The organism is Tenacibaculum bernardetii, assembly GCF_029125915.1.
GTDB lineage: Bacteria > Bacteroidota > Bacteroidia > Flavobacteriales > Flavobacteriaceae > Polaribacter > Polaribacter bernardetii.
Genome location: NZ_JAQJCU010000002.1, coordinates 102,522 through 121,629 on the forward strand (window position 1 = coordinate 102,522; position 19,108 = coordinate 121,629).

The 19,108-nt window shown below is 31.2% G+C and carries 11 protein-coding genes; 4 read left to right on the plus strand and 7 right to left on the minus strand.

The annotated features are described in order from the left end of the window. Window positions 1–19 precede the first annotated feature (19 nt). The 7 genes from P2G10_RS02135 to P2G10_RS02160 form a co-directional block, all read right to left on the minus strand. Window positions 20–763, minus strand: coding sequence for an energy transducer TonB (locus P2G10_RS02135; protein ID WP_275315033.1), 744 nt, complete (start codon window positions 761–763; stop codon window positions 20–22). A 106-nt stretch (window positions 764–869) separates the two neighbouring features. After that, window positions 870–1,592, minus strand: coding sequence for an energy transducer TonB (locus tag P2G10_RS02140; RefSeq protein ID WP_218771691.1), 723 nt, complete (start codon window positions 1,590–1,592; stop codon window positions 870–872). A 72-nt stretch (window positions 1,593–1,664) separates the two neighbouring features. Further along, complete coding sequence (locus tag P2G10_RS12760) at window positions 1,665–2,033, minus strand: VanZ family protein (protein WP_420833278.1); 369 nt, start codon at window positions 2,031–2,033, stop codon at window positions 1,665–1,667. Next, window positions 1,999–2,379 carry a glycine cleavage system protein GcvH gene (gene gcvH, locus P2G10_RS02145; protein WP_275315034.1) on the minus strand — a complete coding sequence of 127 codons (381 nt, stop codon included), beginning with the start codon at window positions 2,377–2,379 and terminating at the stop codon, window positions 1,999–2,001. Before gcvH ends, P2G10_RS12760 begins: the two co-directional genes overlap by 35 nt. 24 nt (window positions 2,380–2,403) lie before the next feature. Next, window positions 2,404–9,519, minus strand: a complete 7,116-nt coding sequence (gene sov, locus P2G10_RS02150) for a T9SS outer membrane translocon Sov/SprA (protein WP_275315035.1) — start codon at window positions 9,517–9,519, stop codon at window positions 2,404–2,406. A 6-nt stretch (window positions 9,520–9,525) separates the two neighbouring features. Further along, window positions 9,526–10,107, minus strand: coding sequence for a Holliday junction branch migration protein RuvA (gene ruvA / locus P2G10_RS02155; protein WP_275315036.1), 582 nt, complete (start codon window positions 10,105–10,107; stop codon window positions 9,526–9,528). Between the two features lie 53 nt (window positions 10,108–10,160). Continuing rightward, window positions 10,161–12,443 carry an NADP-dependent malic enzyme gene (locus P2G10_RS02160; RefSeq protein WP_218771695.1) on the minus strand — a complete coding sequence of 761 codons (2,283 nt, stop codon included), beginning with the start codon at window positions 12,441–12,443 and terminating at the stop codon, window positions 10,161–10,163. A gap of 135 nt (window positions 12,444–12,578) precedes the next feature. Here P2G10_RS02160 and P2G10_RS02165 point away from each other — a divergent pair, with 135 nt between their 5' ends. The 4 genes from P2G10_RS02165 (at window position 12,579) to P2G10_RS02180 (ending at window position 18,774) form a co-directional block, all read left to right on the plus strand. Beyond that, window positions 12,579–13,199, plus strand: coding sequence for a PAS domain-containing protein (locus tag P2G10_RS02165; protein WP_275315037.1), 621 nt, complete (start codon window positions 12,579–12,581; stop codon window positions 13,197–13,199). A gap of 156 nt (window positions 13,200–13,355) precedes the next feature. Further along, window positions 13,356–15,923, plus strand: coding sequence for an AsmA-like C-terminal region-containing protein (locus P2G10_RS02170; protein ID WP_275315038.1), 2,568 nt, complete (start codon window positions 13,356–13,358; stop codon window positions 15,921–15,923). Window positions 15,924–16,056: 133 nt separating this feature from the next. Beyond that, window positions 16,057–18,522 (plus strand): DUF5686 and carboxypeptidase regulatory-like domain-containing protein, encoded by a 2,466-nt coding sequence (locus tag P2G10_RS02175; RefSeq protein WP_275315039.1) that lies wholly within the window; start codon window positions 16,057–16,059, stop codon window positions 18,520–18,522. A 9-nt stretch (window positions 18,523–18,531) separates the two neighbouring features. After that, on the plus strand, window positions 18,532–18,774 hold the full coding sequence (locus P2G10_RS02180; RefSeq protein WP_275315040.1) for a MoaD/ThiS family protein: 243 nt from the start codon (window positions 18,532–18,534) through the stop codon (window positions 18,772–18,774). The last annotated feature ends 334 nt before the right edge of the window (window positions 18,775–19,108 follow it).

Genomic DNA, 19,108 nt, shown 5'->3' on the forward strand with positions numbered 1-19,108 from the left:
AATAGTTGAGTTTTTAACTTTATTCTACATTAAAAGTAATAGGTAAAGTATATTTTACTTTAACAGGAGTATTATTTTGCTTTCCTGGTGTAAATTTTGGAATTTTACGCACCACTTTATTTGTTTCTTTTTCTAATCTTTTATGTGGAGCTCTAATTTTTACATCAGATATAACACCAGATTTATCAATTATAAACTGCGTAAATATTTTATATTTCCCCGACCTTAACCCTACATCTTGTGCTAATTCTACATTAAAATAACGCTGAACATGTTGTTGAATTTTCTTCTCAAAACATTTTTTATTTTCTTCTTCGGATAAACCTTCACAACCTTTAAAAACGGGTCTGTTTTGAACGTTATTTATAGACATCGTATTTTCAACTGAAGGAATTACTGTTGGAGCTGTTTTTTTTGGAACTACAACTGTCTCTGGTTTATCATCAACTGGTATTTTTATTAATGTTTCAACAAGCTTCTCAGTGTTTTTTACAATTTTGGGTGGAGCAATTGTTTTAATAACTTGTTTCTCTACCACTTTCTTTACCTTCTTTTCGATTTTTTTAATAACAACAGGTCGCGAAAATGTAAATACGGTTTCTAATGTATCATAATTTGTAAAGATTGCTACATTTAAATCTTTCTCTGTTTCATGTTCTAATGAAACAAAAACTATAAATAATGTAAGTACTAAACCTAATTGCGTAAAAATTGATGAGAATTTTTCTAATTGTTTTCTTGGATTCTTTTTTTCTTCTTTCATAGTTCTTAGTTTTTTAAGTTAATACTATGTTAAAACCAAGAAGTGTGCCAATAAAAAAAGCAATCCAAATCGGATTGCTTTCTTTATTTTTATTTTGTAAGTTAACTTACTCTACATTAAAAGTAATAGGTAATGTATACCCTACTCTTACTGGTCTACCTCTTTGTCTACCTGGTTTCATTTTAGGAATTTTATTCGCTATACGAATAGCTTCCTTTTTTAACCTTGGGTGAGGAGCTCTTGCGTTTACACTAGTAATAGAACCATCTTTATCAATTTTAAATTGAACATAAATTCTTTTTTTACCTGGTGCTAAACCTAACTCATTTGCTAATTCTGCATCAAAATAACGCTGAACGTGCTTTCTTAATTGTTTGTTTAAACAAGCTTTCTTTTCTGCTTTTGAACCAGTACATCCTGGGTAAATTGGCACTTCTTCAATAATAGAAAAAGGTACATCCTCTACGAAAACTTCTTCTTCAACTGCCTCTTCAATGTCTTCAACTACAATTTCTTCAGATTCATCTGTTTCAGTAGATTCGATAATAGTTTCTTCAACTTCCTTCTCGTCTTCTACGATTTCAATTTTTTCTGGTGCTGGTGGTGGTGGTGTATTTGGCTTTGGCTTTGGTGGCTCTACAATAAGCTCTATTGTTTCTTCTTCAATTTCAGAAGCCATATTAGCCATTCCTAAATCTCCGTATTGCTTATCATATGTTTTGTTTTCAATTGCAACATATGTTATAAATAATGCTAAAACCAAACCTAACTGCATAAACAGTTTACTATAATTCTCTAAGTTTGACTTTGGATTTTTCTTAATTTCCATCGTAAATATTTTTTAATAGTTCGCTAATTTAATTAAATTATTTTAACTTTTACAAGCTAATTCTTTAAATAGCTATATTTTTCTTAAAAAAAGAAAGTAAACAATATAAGCTATTAAAATACCCGTCGTATTTGCTACAATATCTAAAACATCACCTGATCGGTATGTTGTTACTGTAACTTGAAGAGCTTCAATAATTATGCCGTAAATAAAGCAACAAAAAACAATACTATATTCATTGATTTTTGTTTTTTTAAAAGCTATTAAACAAATAAATGTTAAAATAAAATAAGCAAGTGCATGCTCGTATTTATCCAAATTATTTATTTGAATTGGTTGCTTTCCAATGTTTATTAAGCTAAGAATAGCAATACTAATTGCTATTAGTATTGCTATTCTTACTAAATTATCCCTTAATAAGTTCTTGATACGCTTCAGCACTTAATAAATTTGCTATTTGTGAATCATCCGATAATTTAACTTTTATCATCCATCCATCACCATAAGGATCAGAATTTACTAATTCTGGTTCGTCTTCTAAAGCTTCGTTAAACTCAATTACTTCTCCAGATAAAGGCATAAAAAGATCAGATACTGTTTTAACAGCTTCTACTGAACCAAAAACCTCTTCAATATCTAAAGATTCATCTAAAGTATCAACGTCTACATATACAATATCACCTAGCTCTCCTTGTGCAAAAGAGGTAATACCAATTGTAGCTACACCTTCTTCTATCTTAACCCATTCGTGGTCTTTCGTGTATTTTAATTCTGATGGAATGTTCATTGTACTATTTTTATTGTGTTTGTTTTAATTTCCTAAATTGTAAATAATATTTATCCCTGCATTGATTGACTGTCTTGGAAAAGTAGTTGAAACAGCATATTGAAACGTTTGATGATTGTAATAAAACGATGCTGTTAAACTGCTACTTAAATTATAATCGGCTATAAATTTTAATCCGAATAATTTTTCTCCTCCTGTTATTTGACTATTTTCTTCATCAACGCTACGTATTAAGGTTAAATTATCCCTCAAAGATACGTCAGCTCTTAGGTTTATATCTCCTTTTAATGTTTCTTTTTTTCCTGTAAATCGCGTTACAAATTTAACATCTCTAATCTTATAACCAAAACCTACAACATATTCTGTTCCTCTAATATCAGTTAAGGTATTGTTATTAAAGTTTAATGTTAAACTTCTATCTCTTCTTATTTCCCCTTTAAATGAAAATGAATTTTTCATCCTAAAATCAACTTTCATTAATGGTGAAAACTCATCTATTAAAGTTGCCGACGAAAGTAATAGTTCTGGCTGATAATTACCAGAAGTATTTGTATTTGTTGCTAAATTTGTTGAATCGTACTGTAAATTATTAGTATAGTTACCTATTGTATAAGACGATTTGTAACCATGTGATAGTGTAAAAGAAGAAAAAGTCTTTTTAAACCACTTATACTTCATAAAACCATTAAAACGCATTGTCCAATTCGGAATTGGTATATTTTTAAAAATACCTGTACTTACCGAATTTGCATCGTTACCTGAATATGCTGCAATAAAGGCTGGCAACATTGCTTGCTGACCGTTTTCTTTAAATCCGCTTACGGGTTGATCTGTAGTTGCTAACCTATTAGCAATTGTACTCCTGTTTGATAAGAAATTTTGATATAACACCTCGCTATCTGTAAAAACAGTACCCAACATAAAGTGACTAATGCTATAATTACCTGTTTCAAAAGCTTTAATGTTCGGGTCTTGCTCAAATCCTCCATTCCCATCAGAAATGATATCTAATTGCTGATTTAAATTACTTGTTTGAATCCTAGTTCCAATTAAATCTATCGTTAAATTTTTAAAAGGTTTTACAGAAACATTATAATCTAATTTTTTGAATCTTGTTTTACCATAATTCTTGTTATAATAAGGTTGATTTTCGTCAGTCTGACTTGTTCTTGTAACCAACCATCCGTTTTCGATAGCTGTATTTAAAATATCTGTTTGACTACCAAATACAAATCCTAATGAAGGTGCTGTACTACCGTCATAACTATTTCTACCTAAAAACCCTACCGATGGTTTGTATCCTTGTAATAAAGTTCCGTTGTTTTGAGTATAACTAATTTTTGCTCTCTTTACCGATGTTAATACATCATACATTCCCTTCATTACTTTATGACCAAAAGAAGCGTTCTTCTTTAATTTGGCTCTTCCTTTAGATGTTTTATCAACCCCTAAAGTTGCTGTTCCTTTTTTAACAGGTTTCTTTTTGGTTCCTTTTAGTAATAGCTTATCTAACTTTAAGGTTTTATAAAAACGACCAAAATCTATATTTGTATTTAAATTATGGGTGTTTGCATTCTGAATCATATTACCAACCACATCTACATAACTTACATTATCTCCGTTTGGTAAATCTAAATTACTTTGTGAACTCGCTTTCCAATCAAAATCTGCTGTATAACTATAATCTGCACTTAAAAAATTTAAATATGGTAACTTACTAAGTGGCAATTTATACGTTGCATTTAATTTTTGATGATAGTTATCAGGCCTACCAACAGTAAAAAATTGATCATAAATCTCTAACTCTTCATCATCTCCAAAACTATCGTAAATATAATTGTTAGTTGCATTAAAGTTTAGCTGAAGCGATTTTGTTAAATCAAATCCAATCGTATAATCCCAATTAAATAAAAACCTACGTTGCACTAATTCTGGTTGTGCTGTTAGTCCTTCAATTAAATTTCTAGATTGTTGCGAGTTATAATTTCTATTAATTCTCGAATTAAGTGCTATCGTTTTAGGTACTGGATTAAAATTAAGATCTTTTATAAATCGCAAGTATTTATTATTAAATTTTTTTGATTTTTTAAAGGGTTCTATAACAAAAGGCTTAAAGTTAAAATTATAACTTGCTCCCGCCATTACATTTTTATTTTCGAATTTTTCGATATTATAATCCTTATGAAACTCTTCATTATGAGCATATGAAGCAGAAAAATTTTCTACATCATAAAACTTTGGTGTTTTTTTGCTCTTCGGATTTTTATTCTTTTTTACATTGATAAAACTAATGCTTTTTCTTCGTGTATAGTCTTGTGCATTTTCACTGTTAGGATTTTTATCTAAAGCATCTTCTAATTCCACATCCTGAAACTGAGGATCGTATTTAGGGTCCCTAAATTCTTCACCATAGCTATAACTCATAGGTATTTGCATATTCCAATCTTGCGGCATCATTTTACCTAACTGAATATTGGTTGCAACACTATATTGTTTAATTTCCTCTATACTTCTTTGCTGAACTCTATCTTCAACATTACCAAAACCAATGGTAGACATTCTTCCTGCTAAAGACAAGTCCATTACATCGGCAAGATTTGCATCTGCATTTACAACAGCTGCCCAACCACCTTTATTATCAAAACCTACCGCACGTAATTCATTAAACCAAACCTCTACTGTTTTATCTGAATTAGATACGTTTTTAACACCCAGCATTACAGTTCTTACTTGCGCCAATGTTGGGTTTCCTTTTACTGATATTTTTAAACCATTAGAACTTGTTGCTGAAAATATATCTGTTATACTTGTTCCAACACCTGTTGGCCTTTCTATTTTTAAATTTGCTAATTCTTCTAAAGGCACTTCTAAATTATTTGCCTCAGGCCAAACATCTAAAGAGGTTGCTCTAGAGGTTGATAATGTTAATGGTTTTTCAATTTCGTAATAGTTATCATTTAAATCGGTTCCTAAACGAATTACAGCAACCATATCTCCATCTTGAGTAGCTTCTGTTGTTGGTTTTTCTGCATGTAAAAACATTCGTAGTTTTTTATACCTACGCATATCTATACTTATGTTTTTATAGATAGTTCTTACGTCATCGGCTGCTAAATCTGTTACTTTTAAAGTTACCGACTGCTCATTTTGACGTTGAATTCTGTTTGTTCCTTGTAATTCTTCTCGCTGAATTCCTGGAGGTAATTTATATCTTTCCGAATTTTGCTCTATACTTACAACACCTACCTCAAAATTATTAAGTTCTGTATTATCTAAATTTACCGGCACACCTGTATTCGGTAATGTTTTTGTATATCTACGCCAATCTCCTCTTACTAATTCTAACTCTCCGAATCGTAAAACAACTGGCATTTTAAATTGCGAAAGAAACATTCTAATAAAACGAATACTATTAAAATCGGTAATTCCGTTTATTCGCTGAGCATCTGTTACATTTCTAACCGGAATTCTAAATTGATACCAAGTAGTACTTCTTGTAGATCCGTTTGCCAAAGTAATTGGCTCATTTTTTACATCTATAATATTATTTTGTCCTAATTGTAAATCGCTTCTATTTAATGAAACCTCGTACTCAAAATAACTATTTACCGGGTTCATTGTTTGATCTTTATTAATATCTTCAACATCAGGATATGCTGTTGATGAAGTAGGAAAAGATTCGTTTGACTGACTAGCTGTTGGTGAATTTCCCTGCGTACCGTTAAAGTTTTTATAACGTGTTAAAACCGATGCATTTGTGTTTTCTATAGCACCTCCTCTAAAATATTGAAAGTTATCTCCTGCCGGATCATCTAAGGATGCGAATGCTGGGAACTTTATTCTTTCATCTTCATCCGTTAAACCGTCTAAACCAATATCTTGATTTGCACGAGCTTCGTTGCTAGAGTCAAAAGCATATAATATTGATGGATTTATTGGCGTATTTCCCCAGTTGGTTGCATTTACATTTGTTCCATCTACTTTATTTCCATCCGCAGGTAAACCATTTTCATATTGTTTTCTACCATCCTTTAAAATATCTTCAGAAACGTTTCCTAAATTTATAAATAATTTTCCTACTTGATTTCCTGGATCTTGCGGGTTTATTCCTGCCGATAATCCTTCTGCTTGTGTGATAGAGTAATTTTCATAAGGATCCATTAACCAAAACTGAATATATTCTACATTGGCTTGTTCAAAATTATTAGTTGTTAATGGTCGCATAATTCCTCCCCAACGTTCTTCTGAAGTTACTGTACTTGCATTTTCGTTGTAATTATAAGGACCTCTTTCTGAGGGATAATAAGCCAAATCTAATGTTCTAACTAAATTTTGCTGCGTAATATCTAAATCGGTGTTCGGAAATAATTCGTTGTAACGTATCTGACGAATTTCGTTTCTAGACAATTCATTTTCATCAATATTGTTAGGTCTGTTTCCACTACCATAAAATAATTGATCAATATTATACCATGCAATTTTACCTCTTTTGTAATTGTAAGATAAATCGCTTGCGCCACCATCAAAACCTTGCGATTCTGGTGTACTTGCTAAAAACCATTGTTGTGGAGAACTTAAATTAATAGGTATTTGCGAAGCCTCAAAATCATCTAAATACGAAGTTGCTGTTCCGTCTACATTAATTCCGCTTGGCGAACCTGGCAATAAATAAGCCATATCTGCTCTTACAGATACATTCGAAGGGACTTCGGTTTCTACAAACGGTAATCTGTTTGCTAATTTTGTTAAGTAAGGAACTTCAGCAGAATAATCTAAATTAAAACCTAACATTACATTATCTATAGGCTCTCCTCCAAAATTTACTTTAGGTGTAATTGGTTTTTCACTTACATTTAAGTAAGTTCCTCCTATGGTAAATTTATCCGAAAAACGATGCTCTACATCAATACCTATAAATGTTTTTCGTTGCTGACTAAATAAGGTATTACTTTCAGTCGTTGCATTAATAGGAATTCCTGATGCTTCTAAACCTGGATCTAAAATTTGTACGCGACCTAATTGATAATCTACCACATAATCTATACCTTCAACTAACTGTCGTCCTCCGGCAGTTACACGTACCGAACCTCTAGGAATATTAAACCCTCCTAAAGAAATACCTCTACTTGTTTCTGATTTAAAGTACCCTTTTAAAAAGAATTTGTCTTTATTCTGATACTCGTTTTTTGCTTGAATTTTTGTTGTTAAATACAGTTCTTCAAAAAGATATTTATCCTGATCTGAAGTGTTGGTAAGCTCATCTCTTAAATCTTCACCAAAAGGTTCTGGTTCAGGAAACAATACATATCCTCTTTCTGAATTCACAGTTATTCCGTCTACATAATCAAAAAAACCATCTCCGTTTGGCACGGCATACTCACTTTGATCTAACTTATCTAAGTTTAAAATACGCAATAATGGTTTATCTGTAATTCCAGGTGTTAGGGCTTTTTGTAACGTATTTTGTAAAGTTCCTGTTTCATCATCACGATATAAAAGTTCAAAACGAAACCCTTCACGTTGCAAAGGAAAAGCACCTAAAGCATACACGTTTTTCATCATTAATCGCCATGTAGGAAAACCTTCATCTTCATTCGTTACCGCATTTTTCCTTGTGGTATTTAAAATTTCACTACGCAATAGCTTTACCACTAAATTATCTGGGGCAACTACACCGTCGTTAGAAAATTCTCCTACTTTAAAAACAGTTTCTCCACCTGATGCTCCAACCGCAGTATATTCATAAGCAACTGCTAAAACCTCTCCATCATTTAATCTTCTGTTTAAAGATATAAAACCTAATTGCGGATGTACTCTAAATTCATTTGCTTGTAATTTTCTTGCATTTTGAAGGTACGAATAGTTAAACCCTTGACGTGCTGGCATAATATTGTTAATCGCCGCATCTACTGTAGCTACATCTCTAATACCACCTGTAGTTGTTGCTAATAATGGACTTAAGTTGTTAACTCCGTTATATGGTAACACTTTAGAGTTCGCTGAGATAGGGCTAGGAACAGTATTTACTTCATTTGGATTTACTTTGTTTGCATTATTAGATTCTCCTAAATCGGCAAGACCTACAATACTTCGATAATCAGTAACATTTTGAGTTCTATTCGTTATCCAAACTTCAACTCTTGTAATGTTTACTGGACTACTTACCAAAGGGTAGTTACTTAAGGCATCTGTATAACTCTCTCTAAAATATTGTGATAAAAAAAAGTGACGATCATTATCATAGTCAGAAGCTCTTAACTCAAACTCCTCAATAGTTGCTCCTCCTTCTGCAATAACTGTTTTAGATTGTGAATTTTGCTGTGAAAACGCTGCGGTTATATAGGTTTTACCAAACTGCAATTCTGTTTTTACACCAAATAATGCTTGTGCCCCGTTTATTAACGAGTTTTTAATTGGCATACTAATATTACCTGCTTCTATATTTCGTATAATATCGTCTTCAGTAGGCGTATATTCTAACTTAATGATGTTTTGAAAATCGAATGTAGATTGTGTATCGTAATTTGCCGTTACCGTTAATCGTTTACCAACTTTTGCTTGTAAACTTGTACTTATTTGTTGATCAAAATCAAACGTAAAACTACTCTGGTTTTCTATTGATATTTGCGGATTCTCATTGTTTTGATAAATTCCTCCGAGCTTTATATTTACCTGACCTGTTGGATTTACCTCAACACTATTACCTCCAAAAATAGACTCGAAAAACTTAGAATTTACATAATATTTAGGTAACAAGTTTTTTCTTGCTTTACTATTTCCTTTTTTTCTTGAGTTTGTTGCATCAACCTTTTCTTTAAAATAATCTTTTACATCATTTTTTAATCGATACTTGTCATACTCATCGGGAGTCATAAAAACAGGTGTTCCAATATAGTAATCGCCTATTTTCTCCACCAACATAAACTTATTTAAAGTCTTATCAAAGGTTATGGTTATCTCTGTTGGGTTGCTTAAAAAAAGAGTTCCGTTTTGGTTATTACTAAAATTATATTTTAGCGGAATAACAGTGTCTTTTTTTATAGTATTACCTTTATTACTCTGAGTGTTTTGTGAAAACGAAACAACACTTACCAGTATAGTAAGTGTTGTTAGTAATCTATTAATAATTGCTTTTTTCAACCTGTTTTATAAATTTTTTAACGCCTGTTTTATCAATGCCTCAACACTAGCATCAGGTGTTTCTTTTAATATATTCCCTATAACTTTATCTGCTTGCTTTCTTACAAAACCAAGAACTTCTAGTGCAGATAACGCTTCTTCTTTATTTGTATTGTTTTGAGCAATTGAAACTTCATCTAAATCAAAGATTTTTAGAATTTTATCTTTCAGATCTACAATAACACGCTGTGCTGTTTTTACTCCAATACCCTTAACAGACTGTATTGTTTTTACATTTTCTGAAGCAATAGCTTGTTGTATTTCTTCAGACGTCATTGACGACAACATTGTTCTTGCAATACTCGGACCTACACCTGAAACTGACGTGAGTAATCTAAAAATTTCTCTTTCAACTTTATTAAAAAACCCATACAATGTATGTGCGTCTTCACGAATAGATAAATGTGTATACAACAACACATTTTCATCATTAGGTAACGACGAATAAGTGTTTAAAGAAATATGCAATAAGTAGCCTACTCCATTACAGTCTATTACTGCATACGTAGGATTTTTCTCCACAAGTTTCCCCTTAATTTGTGTTATCATTCAGTTGAATTTCGATTTGCCTAAAATAGGCAAATTATTTAGTTTTAAAAGTCTTAGCTTTTATTTTTTAATTCTTTATTTTGAGCATCAACAACAGCTACTGCCGCCATGTTTACCATCTCATCTACACTTGCCCCTAATTGTAAAATATGAACAGGCTTACTCATTCCTAATAAAATAGGTCCGATAGATTCAACTCCATCAACCTGCTTCATTAATTTATACGTTATGTTAGCCGACTCTAAATTCGGGAATATTAAAATATTTGCTCTTTTACCATTTAATTTAGAAAAAGGGAATTCTTTTGCTAATAACTCAGGGTTTAAGGCAAAATCTGCTTGTAACTCACCATCAACAATTACATTAGGATGGTAACGATGTATATACGATACTGCTTCTCTTATTTTTACTGAACTTTCGGCTTTTGATGACCCAAAGTTAGAAAAACCTAGCATGGCAATATGTGGCTTCATTCCAAACATTTTTGCTAAGCCAGATGTTAATTGACTAATTTTTGCTAGTTCTTTAGCTGTTGGATTAATGTTAATCGTTGTATCCGCTAAAAACATTGGTCCTTGTTTGGTCAGCATCATATTTGTTGCTGCCACTCTAGTAACACCTTTTTCTTTCTCTATTAACTCTAACATTGGTTTTACAACCGATGGATATGACCTTGAATATCCTGTAATTAAAGCATCTGCTTCACCAGTATTCACCATCATTGCTGCAAAATAATTACGCTCACGCATCCATTTTTGAGCCTCTAAAAAAGAAATACCTTTACGCTGTCTTGTTTTCCAAAAAGCTTCTGCATATCTGTTTCTTCGATCTGTTTCTTCATCCGTTTTAGGATCAATAATAACAACATCTGCGTCGAATCCTAATTCTTCTTTTAATTCAAGAATAATATCCTTTCTACCTAATAAAATAGGTATCGCTATTTTCTCATCATAAACACGCTGTGCTGCTTTTAACACATCTAGATGATCTGCCTCTGCAAAAACTACTCGTTTAGGGGCTTTTTTTGCTCTGTTATGTAATAATCTTATCTCTTTACTTCCCGTTCCAGATCTATCCATTAATTCTTCACGGTATGCATCCCAATCTGTAATTGGTTCTTGCGCTACGCCCGACTCCATTGCTGCTTTTGCAATAGCTGGTGGAATTTCATAAATTAATCTCGGATCAAATGGTTTAGGTATAATGTATTCTTTTCCGAATGAAAGACTCACTTCATCATACACTATATTTACTTGTTCTGGCACTGTTTTTTTAGCCAAATCAGCTAAAGCATGTACAGCTGCCATTTTCATTTCTTCATTAATTTTAGTTGCCCTAACATCTAAAGCCCCTCTAAAAATAAATGGAAATCCAAGTACATTATTAACTTGATTAGGATTATCCGATCTACCCGTTGCCATAATAATATCATCACGAGTATCTACCGCTAATTGGTATTCTATCTCAGGATCTGGATTTGCCATTGCAAAAACAACAGGGTCTTTTGCCATCGATAATAACATCTCTGGCGTTACTACATTTCCTTTTGATAATCCTATAAAAACATCTGCATTATGCATTGCCTCCTCTAAAGTATTAATGTCTTTATCAGTTGCAAATTCTTCTTTTTGTGACGTTAAATTACCTCTATCTCTTCTAATAACGCCTTTACTATCGCACATTACTACATTTTCTCTTTTAGCACCAAGTGCTAAGTACAACCTTGTACATGAAATTGCAGCCGCTCCAGCTCCGTTTACTACGATTTTAATCTCCGATATTTTTTTATCAATAATTTCTATCGCATTTTTTAAGGCTGCTGCAGAAATAATTGCTGTTCCGTGCTGATCGTCGTGCATTACAGGAATATCTAATTCCTCCTTTAATCTTCTTTCTATCTCAAAAGCTTCAGGAGCTTTTATATCTTCTAGGTTTATTCCACCAAAAGTTGGAGCAATGGCCTTTACTGTTTCTACAAATTTATCAACATCTGTAGCATCTACTTCAATATCAAAAACATCAATATCAGCAAAAATTTTAAACAACAAACCTTTCCCTTCCATTACTGGTTTTGATGCTTCAGGACCTATATCTCCTAGACCTAAAACAGCAGTTCCGTTAGTAATAACAGCTACTAAATTACCTTTAGCGGTATATTTATAAACATTGTCTTTATCTTTAGCAATTTCTAAACAAGGCTCTGCAACTCCAGGAGAGTATGCTAACGACAAATCGTGCTGTGTAGCATATTTTTTAGTTGGTACTACTGCTATTTTTCCTGGTTTTGGCTTTGCATGGTATAACAAAGCTTCTCGCCTTTTTCTAGAATCACTCATAGATTAGTTTTATTTGTTTGAACTTACAAATATACGTTTTTGTTACTTAGTGAAAAACCTAAAACATGATTTTAGTCATGTTTTATAATCAGCCGACCGTATAAATTTGCGTACATTTTAATTTTAAATCAAATCATGAAAACACCACCTATTCAAATAATTAATGAAGAAATAAAATGGGACAAATCTCAAACAATTGTTAGCAAAACAGATTTATTTGGCACAATTCTTTACGCTAACAAAGCCTTTGTTTTAGCCAGCGAATACACTGCTATAGAATTAATGGGAGAGCCTCATAATATTATTAGACACCCAGATATGCCAAAGGTTGCTTTTAAAGCCTTATGGGAAGCTTTAAAAAAAGGGGAAAATTACCACGCTATTGTAAAAAACCTAACTAAAACTGGTAAATACTATTGGGTAATTACTGATTTTACAATTGATAAAAATGAAAAAGGGGAGCCTATCGGTTACACTGGACGAAGAAAAGCTATACCTAAAAGTGTTATTGATAAAATTGAACCACTTTATAAAACTCTTTTAGATATTGAAAAATTAAAAGGAGAAAAAATTAGTGAATTATACTTTGAAGGTTTTTTAAAAGAAGAGGTTGGTAAAAGTTATAACGAATATGTAGTTGATTTATTTAAAGAAGAATCTTTGAAAGTTTCCGAAACACAAACCGAAGTTAAAGAAAAGAGTAAAATAAAAAAAGGCCTTAACTGGTTTTTCTTTGGCGACACAGACCCTAAATAACAACTTAAAAAAGGCAAATTCTTAAAAGTATTTGCCTTTTTTAAGTTGTTATGAATCCTAATGTGATTTTTAACTAAAACTTTATATTTTAATCTTCTTATTATTCTAAATATTTACAGAAATTTGTTAAATACATTTTAAAGTTAATTTTTAGTTATGAAAAAAATATATAAAATACTCCTAACCATAATAATAACATTATTTGCTTTACTAATTTTAGCTCCGTTTTTATTTCAAGGAAAAATCATTAATCTGGTAAAGAAAACTGTAAATAATAACATTACGGCTCAGTTAGATTTTACAGATGCTAACCTAAGTTTATTAAGAGATTTTCCGAATGCCTCTTTGCAACTTTCTAATGTTTCTATTATTAATGGTAAACCTTTTAAAGGCGATACTTTACTATTTTCTAAAGAAATTAATTTAGAGCTAAGACTTACTGAATTACTTAAAAACGCATCAGAACAATTAAACATTCAATCTTTTTCTATTAATGATTCTAAAGTAAATGTTTTAGTTAACGAAATTGGTATCGCTAATTACGACATTACAAAACCGTCTGATGTAAAAGTTGATAGCACAAATGTGTCGGTATCTGATTTTGGCCTTTCTGTAAATTCTTATGAAATTAATAACGCTACAATAAAATACATTGATAAAAAAGGTAAAATAAATCTTACTTTATCTGATTTTAATCATAGCGGTAGTGGAGATTTCTCTCAAACTAACTCTGAATTAAATACCAAAACAGCGACATTAGTTTCTTTTGAAATGGATAGCGCTTCGTACTTAAAAAATCAGAAGATAGAATTAGATGCTGTCTTAGGCATGGATTTAGTAAACATGAAGTTTTCGTTTCTAAAAAACGAAGCAAAACTTAATAATTTACCTTTAATTTTTAATGGATATGTTCAAATAAACGAAAACAACCAAGATGTTGATATTAGCTTTAAAACTCCGTCATCAGACTTTAAAAACTTTTTAGGTTTAATACCCGAAGCTTATACCAAAAGTATTGAAAACGTAAAAACATCTGGTGAATTTAGCCTTTCAGGAACCGTTAAAGGTTTAGTTACTAACAACACAATTCCGCTGTTAGACATTAACTTAAAATCTAAAAACACTTCTTTTAAATATCCTGATTTACCAAAAAGTGTTCGTAATATTAATATCGATGCTCAATTAAAAAACACCACAGGTTACCTAGATAAAACTTTTGTAGTTATTAACGGCTTATCTTTTAAAATTGATGAAGATACTTTTTCTGGTAGCGGAAGTGTTGCTAATATTGTTAACAACCCAACCATAAGCGCAAAATTAAAAGGAACCTTAAATTTAGCCAACATAAACAAAGCCTATCCGGTTGATTTAAAAAGTGAGTTAAGTGGTATTTTAAAAGCCAACTTAACTACTGATTTCGATTTAAACGCAATTAAAAACGGCACCTTAAGTCGTATTAAAAATAATGGTGAAATAACAGTAAACAACTTTGTTTTTTCTTCGGATGACATTGCCAATCCACTTAAAATAAAAAGCACCAAAATAAACTTTAAACCAACAACAATTACCTTAAGCGAGTTTGATGCTACTACAGGTAAAAGTGATTTAAATGCAACAGGAGAAATTAAAAACTTATTAGGTTTTTTGCTTTCAGGTAAAAAATTACAGGGAACTTTTAATGTAAATTCAAACTCTTTATACATGAGTGATTTCATGCAAGAAACCACTACTACAGATAAAAAAGAGACGAATAAAACAGAAAAACCTACAGAATCTTTAAAGATTCCTGCTTTTTTAGATTGTAAAATTATAGCGGATGCAAAAACTGTTTATTACGATAATTTAGCTTTAAAAAACGTAAAAGGTACATTATTGATAAAGGACGAAAAAGCGACTTTACAAAATGTAAATGTTAACATATTTAAAGGTACTATTGCTTTAAACGGTGAAGTAAATACACAACAAAAAACGCCTTCTTTTAATATGGATTTAGGCATAAAATCGTTTGATATTTCTGAATCTTTTAATGGCTTAGATTTACTTAAATCAATCAGTCCGATTGCTGCTGCAATGAGCGGTAAATTAAATTCTGACATTAATTTATCTGGTAATTTAAACAACGATTTTACACCAAATTTAACCTCATTAACCGGTAAAGCTTTAGCGGAATTATTAACCACGAAAATAAATCCTAAAAAGACCAAAGCTTTAAGCTTATTAAGTGAAAAACTATCATTTATTGATTTAGATAAATTAGATTTATCTGATATAAAAGCAAACTTATCTTTCGATAACGGTCAAGTATCAGTAAAACCATTTAAACTAAAATATAAAGACATTGGTATTAACATTGGTGGTAATCATAGTTTCAATCAAAACATGAACTATAATTTAACTTTAGATGTACCTGCAAAATACTTGGGTAGTAAAGTAGAAGAGTTATTATCTAAATTAAGTGAAAAAGATCAAAATGTTACCGTACCCATTACCGCAAATATTACAGGTAGTATGTCTAATCCATCTGTAAAAACGGATTTATCTTCTTCTGTTACAAAGTTGAGTCAAAAATTAATAGAACAGCAAAAAGACAAACTAGTAAAAAATACACTTGGTAAATTATTGGGTGATAAAAAGAAAGATTCAACTAAAACTGAAGACACCAAAAAGAAAGTAAAAGATGTTTTAGGTGGTTTATTTGGCAAGAAGAAAAAAGGAGGGAATTAATTCTCAGGCAACCTTTTAGTGAATTTACAAGTCTTATATTTTAAGAATTCATTGTAAATTATTTAACAGCTTTTAAACATAGTCGAAAAATTACTTCGGCTATGTTTGTTTTTTTATTTCAACAAAACCAACTATGAAAAAAAACTACACACTATTTCTTCTATTTATTACCTCAATTTCTTTTTCTCAAGTTAAAGGGAGCGTAACCGACACAAACAACAAACCCTTATCTTTTGTTAGCGTATATTTAGAAAACTCTATTACAGGAACTACTACAAACGATAATGGAGATTATGAATTAGCCATAACAAAAAAAGGAGAACACACGCTTATTTATCAAATTTTAGGATTTAAAACAGTGAAGAAAAAAATTACTGTTTCTTCTTTTCCTTTTGTTTTAAACATTGTTCTTTCTGAAGAAGAAGTTGCGTTAGATGAAATTTTAATTTCTTCGAATGAAAACCCTGCTGATAAAATTATTAGAAATGTAATTGCTAATAAAAATAAAAACACCGATAAATTTTCTGAATATAAAGCCGATTTTTACTCTCGGGGATTATTTAAAGTAAAGGATTTACCTAAAAAATTTTTGGGGCAAGAAATTGGCGATATGGGCGGCGGTTTAGATTCTACAAGAAGTGGAATTGTATATCTTTCTGAAACAATTTCTAAAATTTCTTTTCAAAAAAAACCAGCCAATTTTAAAGAGCGTATCGTTGCTTCAAAAGTTTCGGGTAGCGATAACGGAATTAGCTTTAACCAAGCTAAAGAAGTAAATTTCAATTTTTATGAAAACTCTTTTAAATTAGCCGATGCAGAAATGATTTCACCTGTTTCTAACGGTGCTTTTGGTTATTACAACTATAAATTAGTAGGAACGCTTTATGATAAAAATAATAAATTAATTAGTAAAATAAAACTACTACCAAAGAGAAAAAACGATCGTGTTTTTAGCGGTTTTATTTATATTGTAGAAGATGATTGGGCTATTTACGGTACCGATGTTGTAGCTACAGGTGCGCAAATAAGCATGCCAATGATAGATTCTTTAAAGATTAAACAAAACTTTAATTACTCACTTAAAAACAACGCCTGGGTACCAGTTACGCAAACAATAGATTTTAAGGCTGGTATGTTTGGTTTTAATTTTAATGGTCGCTTTTCGGCAGCGTATTCAAATTATAATTTTACACCTAACTACACCAAAAAATCATTTGGTAACGAAATTTTGTCTTTTGCTGAAAATGCAACTGAAAAAGACAGTTTGTATTGGACCAAAATTCGTCCTGTTGCTTTAACCACTGAAGAAGTTTCTGACTACAAATTAAAAGACAGTATTAAAACGATACGAAAGTCTAAAAAATATTTAGATTCTATAGATACCAAACAAAATAAATTTAACCTTTTAGATGTTATAACCGGCTATTCTTATAACGACACTTATAATAAGTGGGGACTAAGTTTGTCATCTCCTATTTTCGACTTAAACTTTAATACCGTACAAGGCTGGAACTCTTCAGTTGGATTAAATTATTATAAATCTATAAATGAAAAAGGAGAGAGGTTTAATATTGGTGGTAAATTAAACTACGGACTCTCAGACAAAAAACTGAGACCAACTGGTTACTTTTCTTACAAATGGAATAATACAACCAAACCAATTTTAACACTTTCAGGAGGTGTTACAACCGCTCAATTTAATGCAAAACAACCTATTTCAAAATTATGGAATACCATTAGCTCTGTTTTATTTGAAAGAAATTACTTAAAAATATATGAGAAATCATTTGCTAAAGTATCTTTTTCAAGAGAGGTAATTAATGGTATTCGCATGTCTTCATCTTTAGAATACGCAGATAGAAAACCATTATTTAACACTACAGATTATGTAATGTTTCCGAAAAGCGATGCTAATTATACATCAAATAATCCGCAAGAGCCTACTAATTTCAACATGGGATTTACACCTAATAAAATATGGTCGTTTAATTTAGGAACTACTATTAATTTTGATCAAAAATACGTGTCTTATCCTGATGGAAAATATAATGTAAGTAGTAATAAGTATCCGTCTTTATTTATCGGTTATAATAAAAAATTTGGCGCTGATAATGCCGAATGGAATTCTGATGTAGTATACTCACAAATAACTCAAAATATATCTTTAGGTAATTGGGGGAATTTTAAATACAAGGCCAAAGGAGGCATTTTTTTAGAGAAAAAAGATATTGAGTTTATAGACTATGCCCATTTTAACGGAAATCGCTTGTTAATTGCTCCTAATGACAATTATTTAAACAACTTTTACATGTTGCCTTATTATCAGTTAAGCACGAATGATAAATACGGTGAGTTGCATGGAGAATATAATTTTAAAGGCGCTTTGCTTAGTAAAGTTCCGTTAATAAATAAATTAAATTTTCACTTGGTAACCGGTGCTAAAGCATTGTTTACAGCAGGCAACAAACCTTACTCTGAATATTCAGTTGGATTAGATAATGTTGGTGTTGGAAAATGGCGTTTTTTACGTGTAGATTTTGCTCGATCTAACTTTAACGGAAAGAATGAAAACAGAGTGCTATTCGGATTTAAATTGTAATTTTACTTTATGAAGATAAACGTATTACTTTTTGGTATTGCTACAGATTTAATAGGAAGTTCTTCTTTAACAATAGAACTTCCTATTAGCTGTAATATTACTTCTTTTAAAGAGTTACTTACAAAACAATATCCAGAGTTAAAACAAATGAGCTCATATGCCATTGCCATTAACGAAAGTTATGCAACTGATGAAACAATTATTAAAGAAAACGATATTATTGCTATTATACCGCCTGTTAGTGGTGGGTAAAGAGATTACTTCGTCGCGCCTTCTCGTAATGACGTAATAATTGTCATTGCGAACGAAACACAGTGGAGTAAAGCAATCTGTAAAATAGTAGTTCTTAACTTAAAGATTACTTCGTCATTCTTCCTCGTAATGACATATGTTCTCCTGTTTCGTCATTGCGAACGAAACGCAGTGGAGTGAAGTAATCTACAAAATAGCAATTTTTAACAAAGAGATTATTTCGTCGTGCCTTCTCGTAATGACGTAATAATTGTCATTGCGAACGAAACGCAGTGGAGTGAAGTAATCTACAAAATAGCAATTCTTAACAAAGAGATTATTTCGTCGTGCCTCC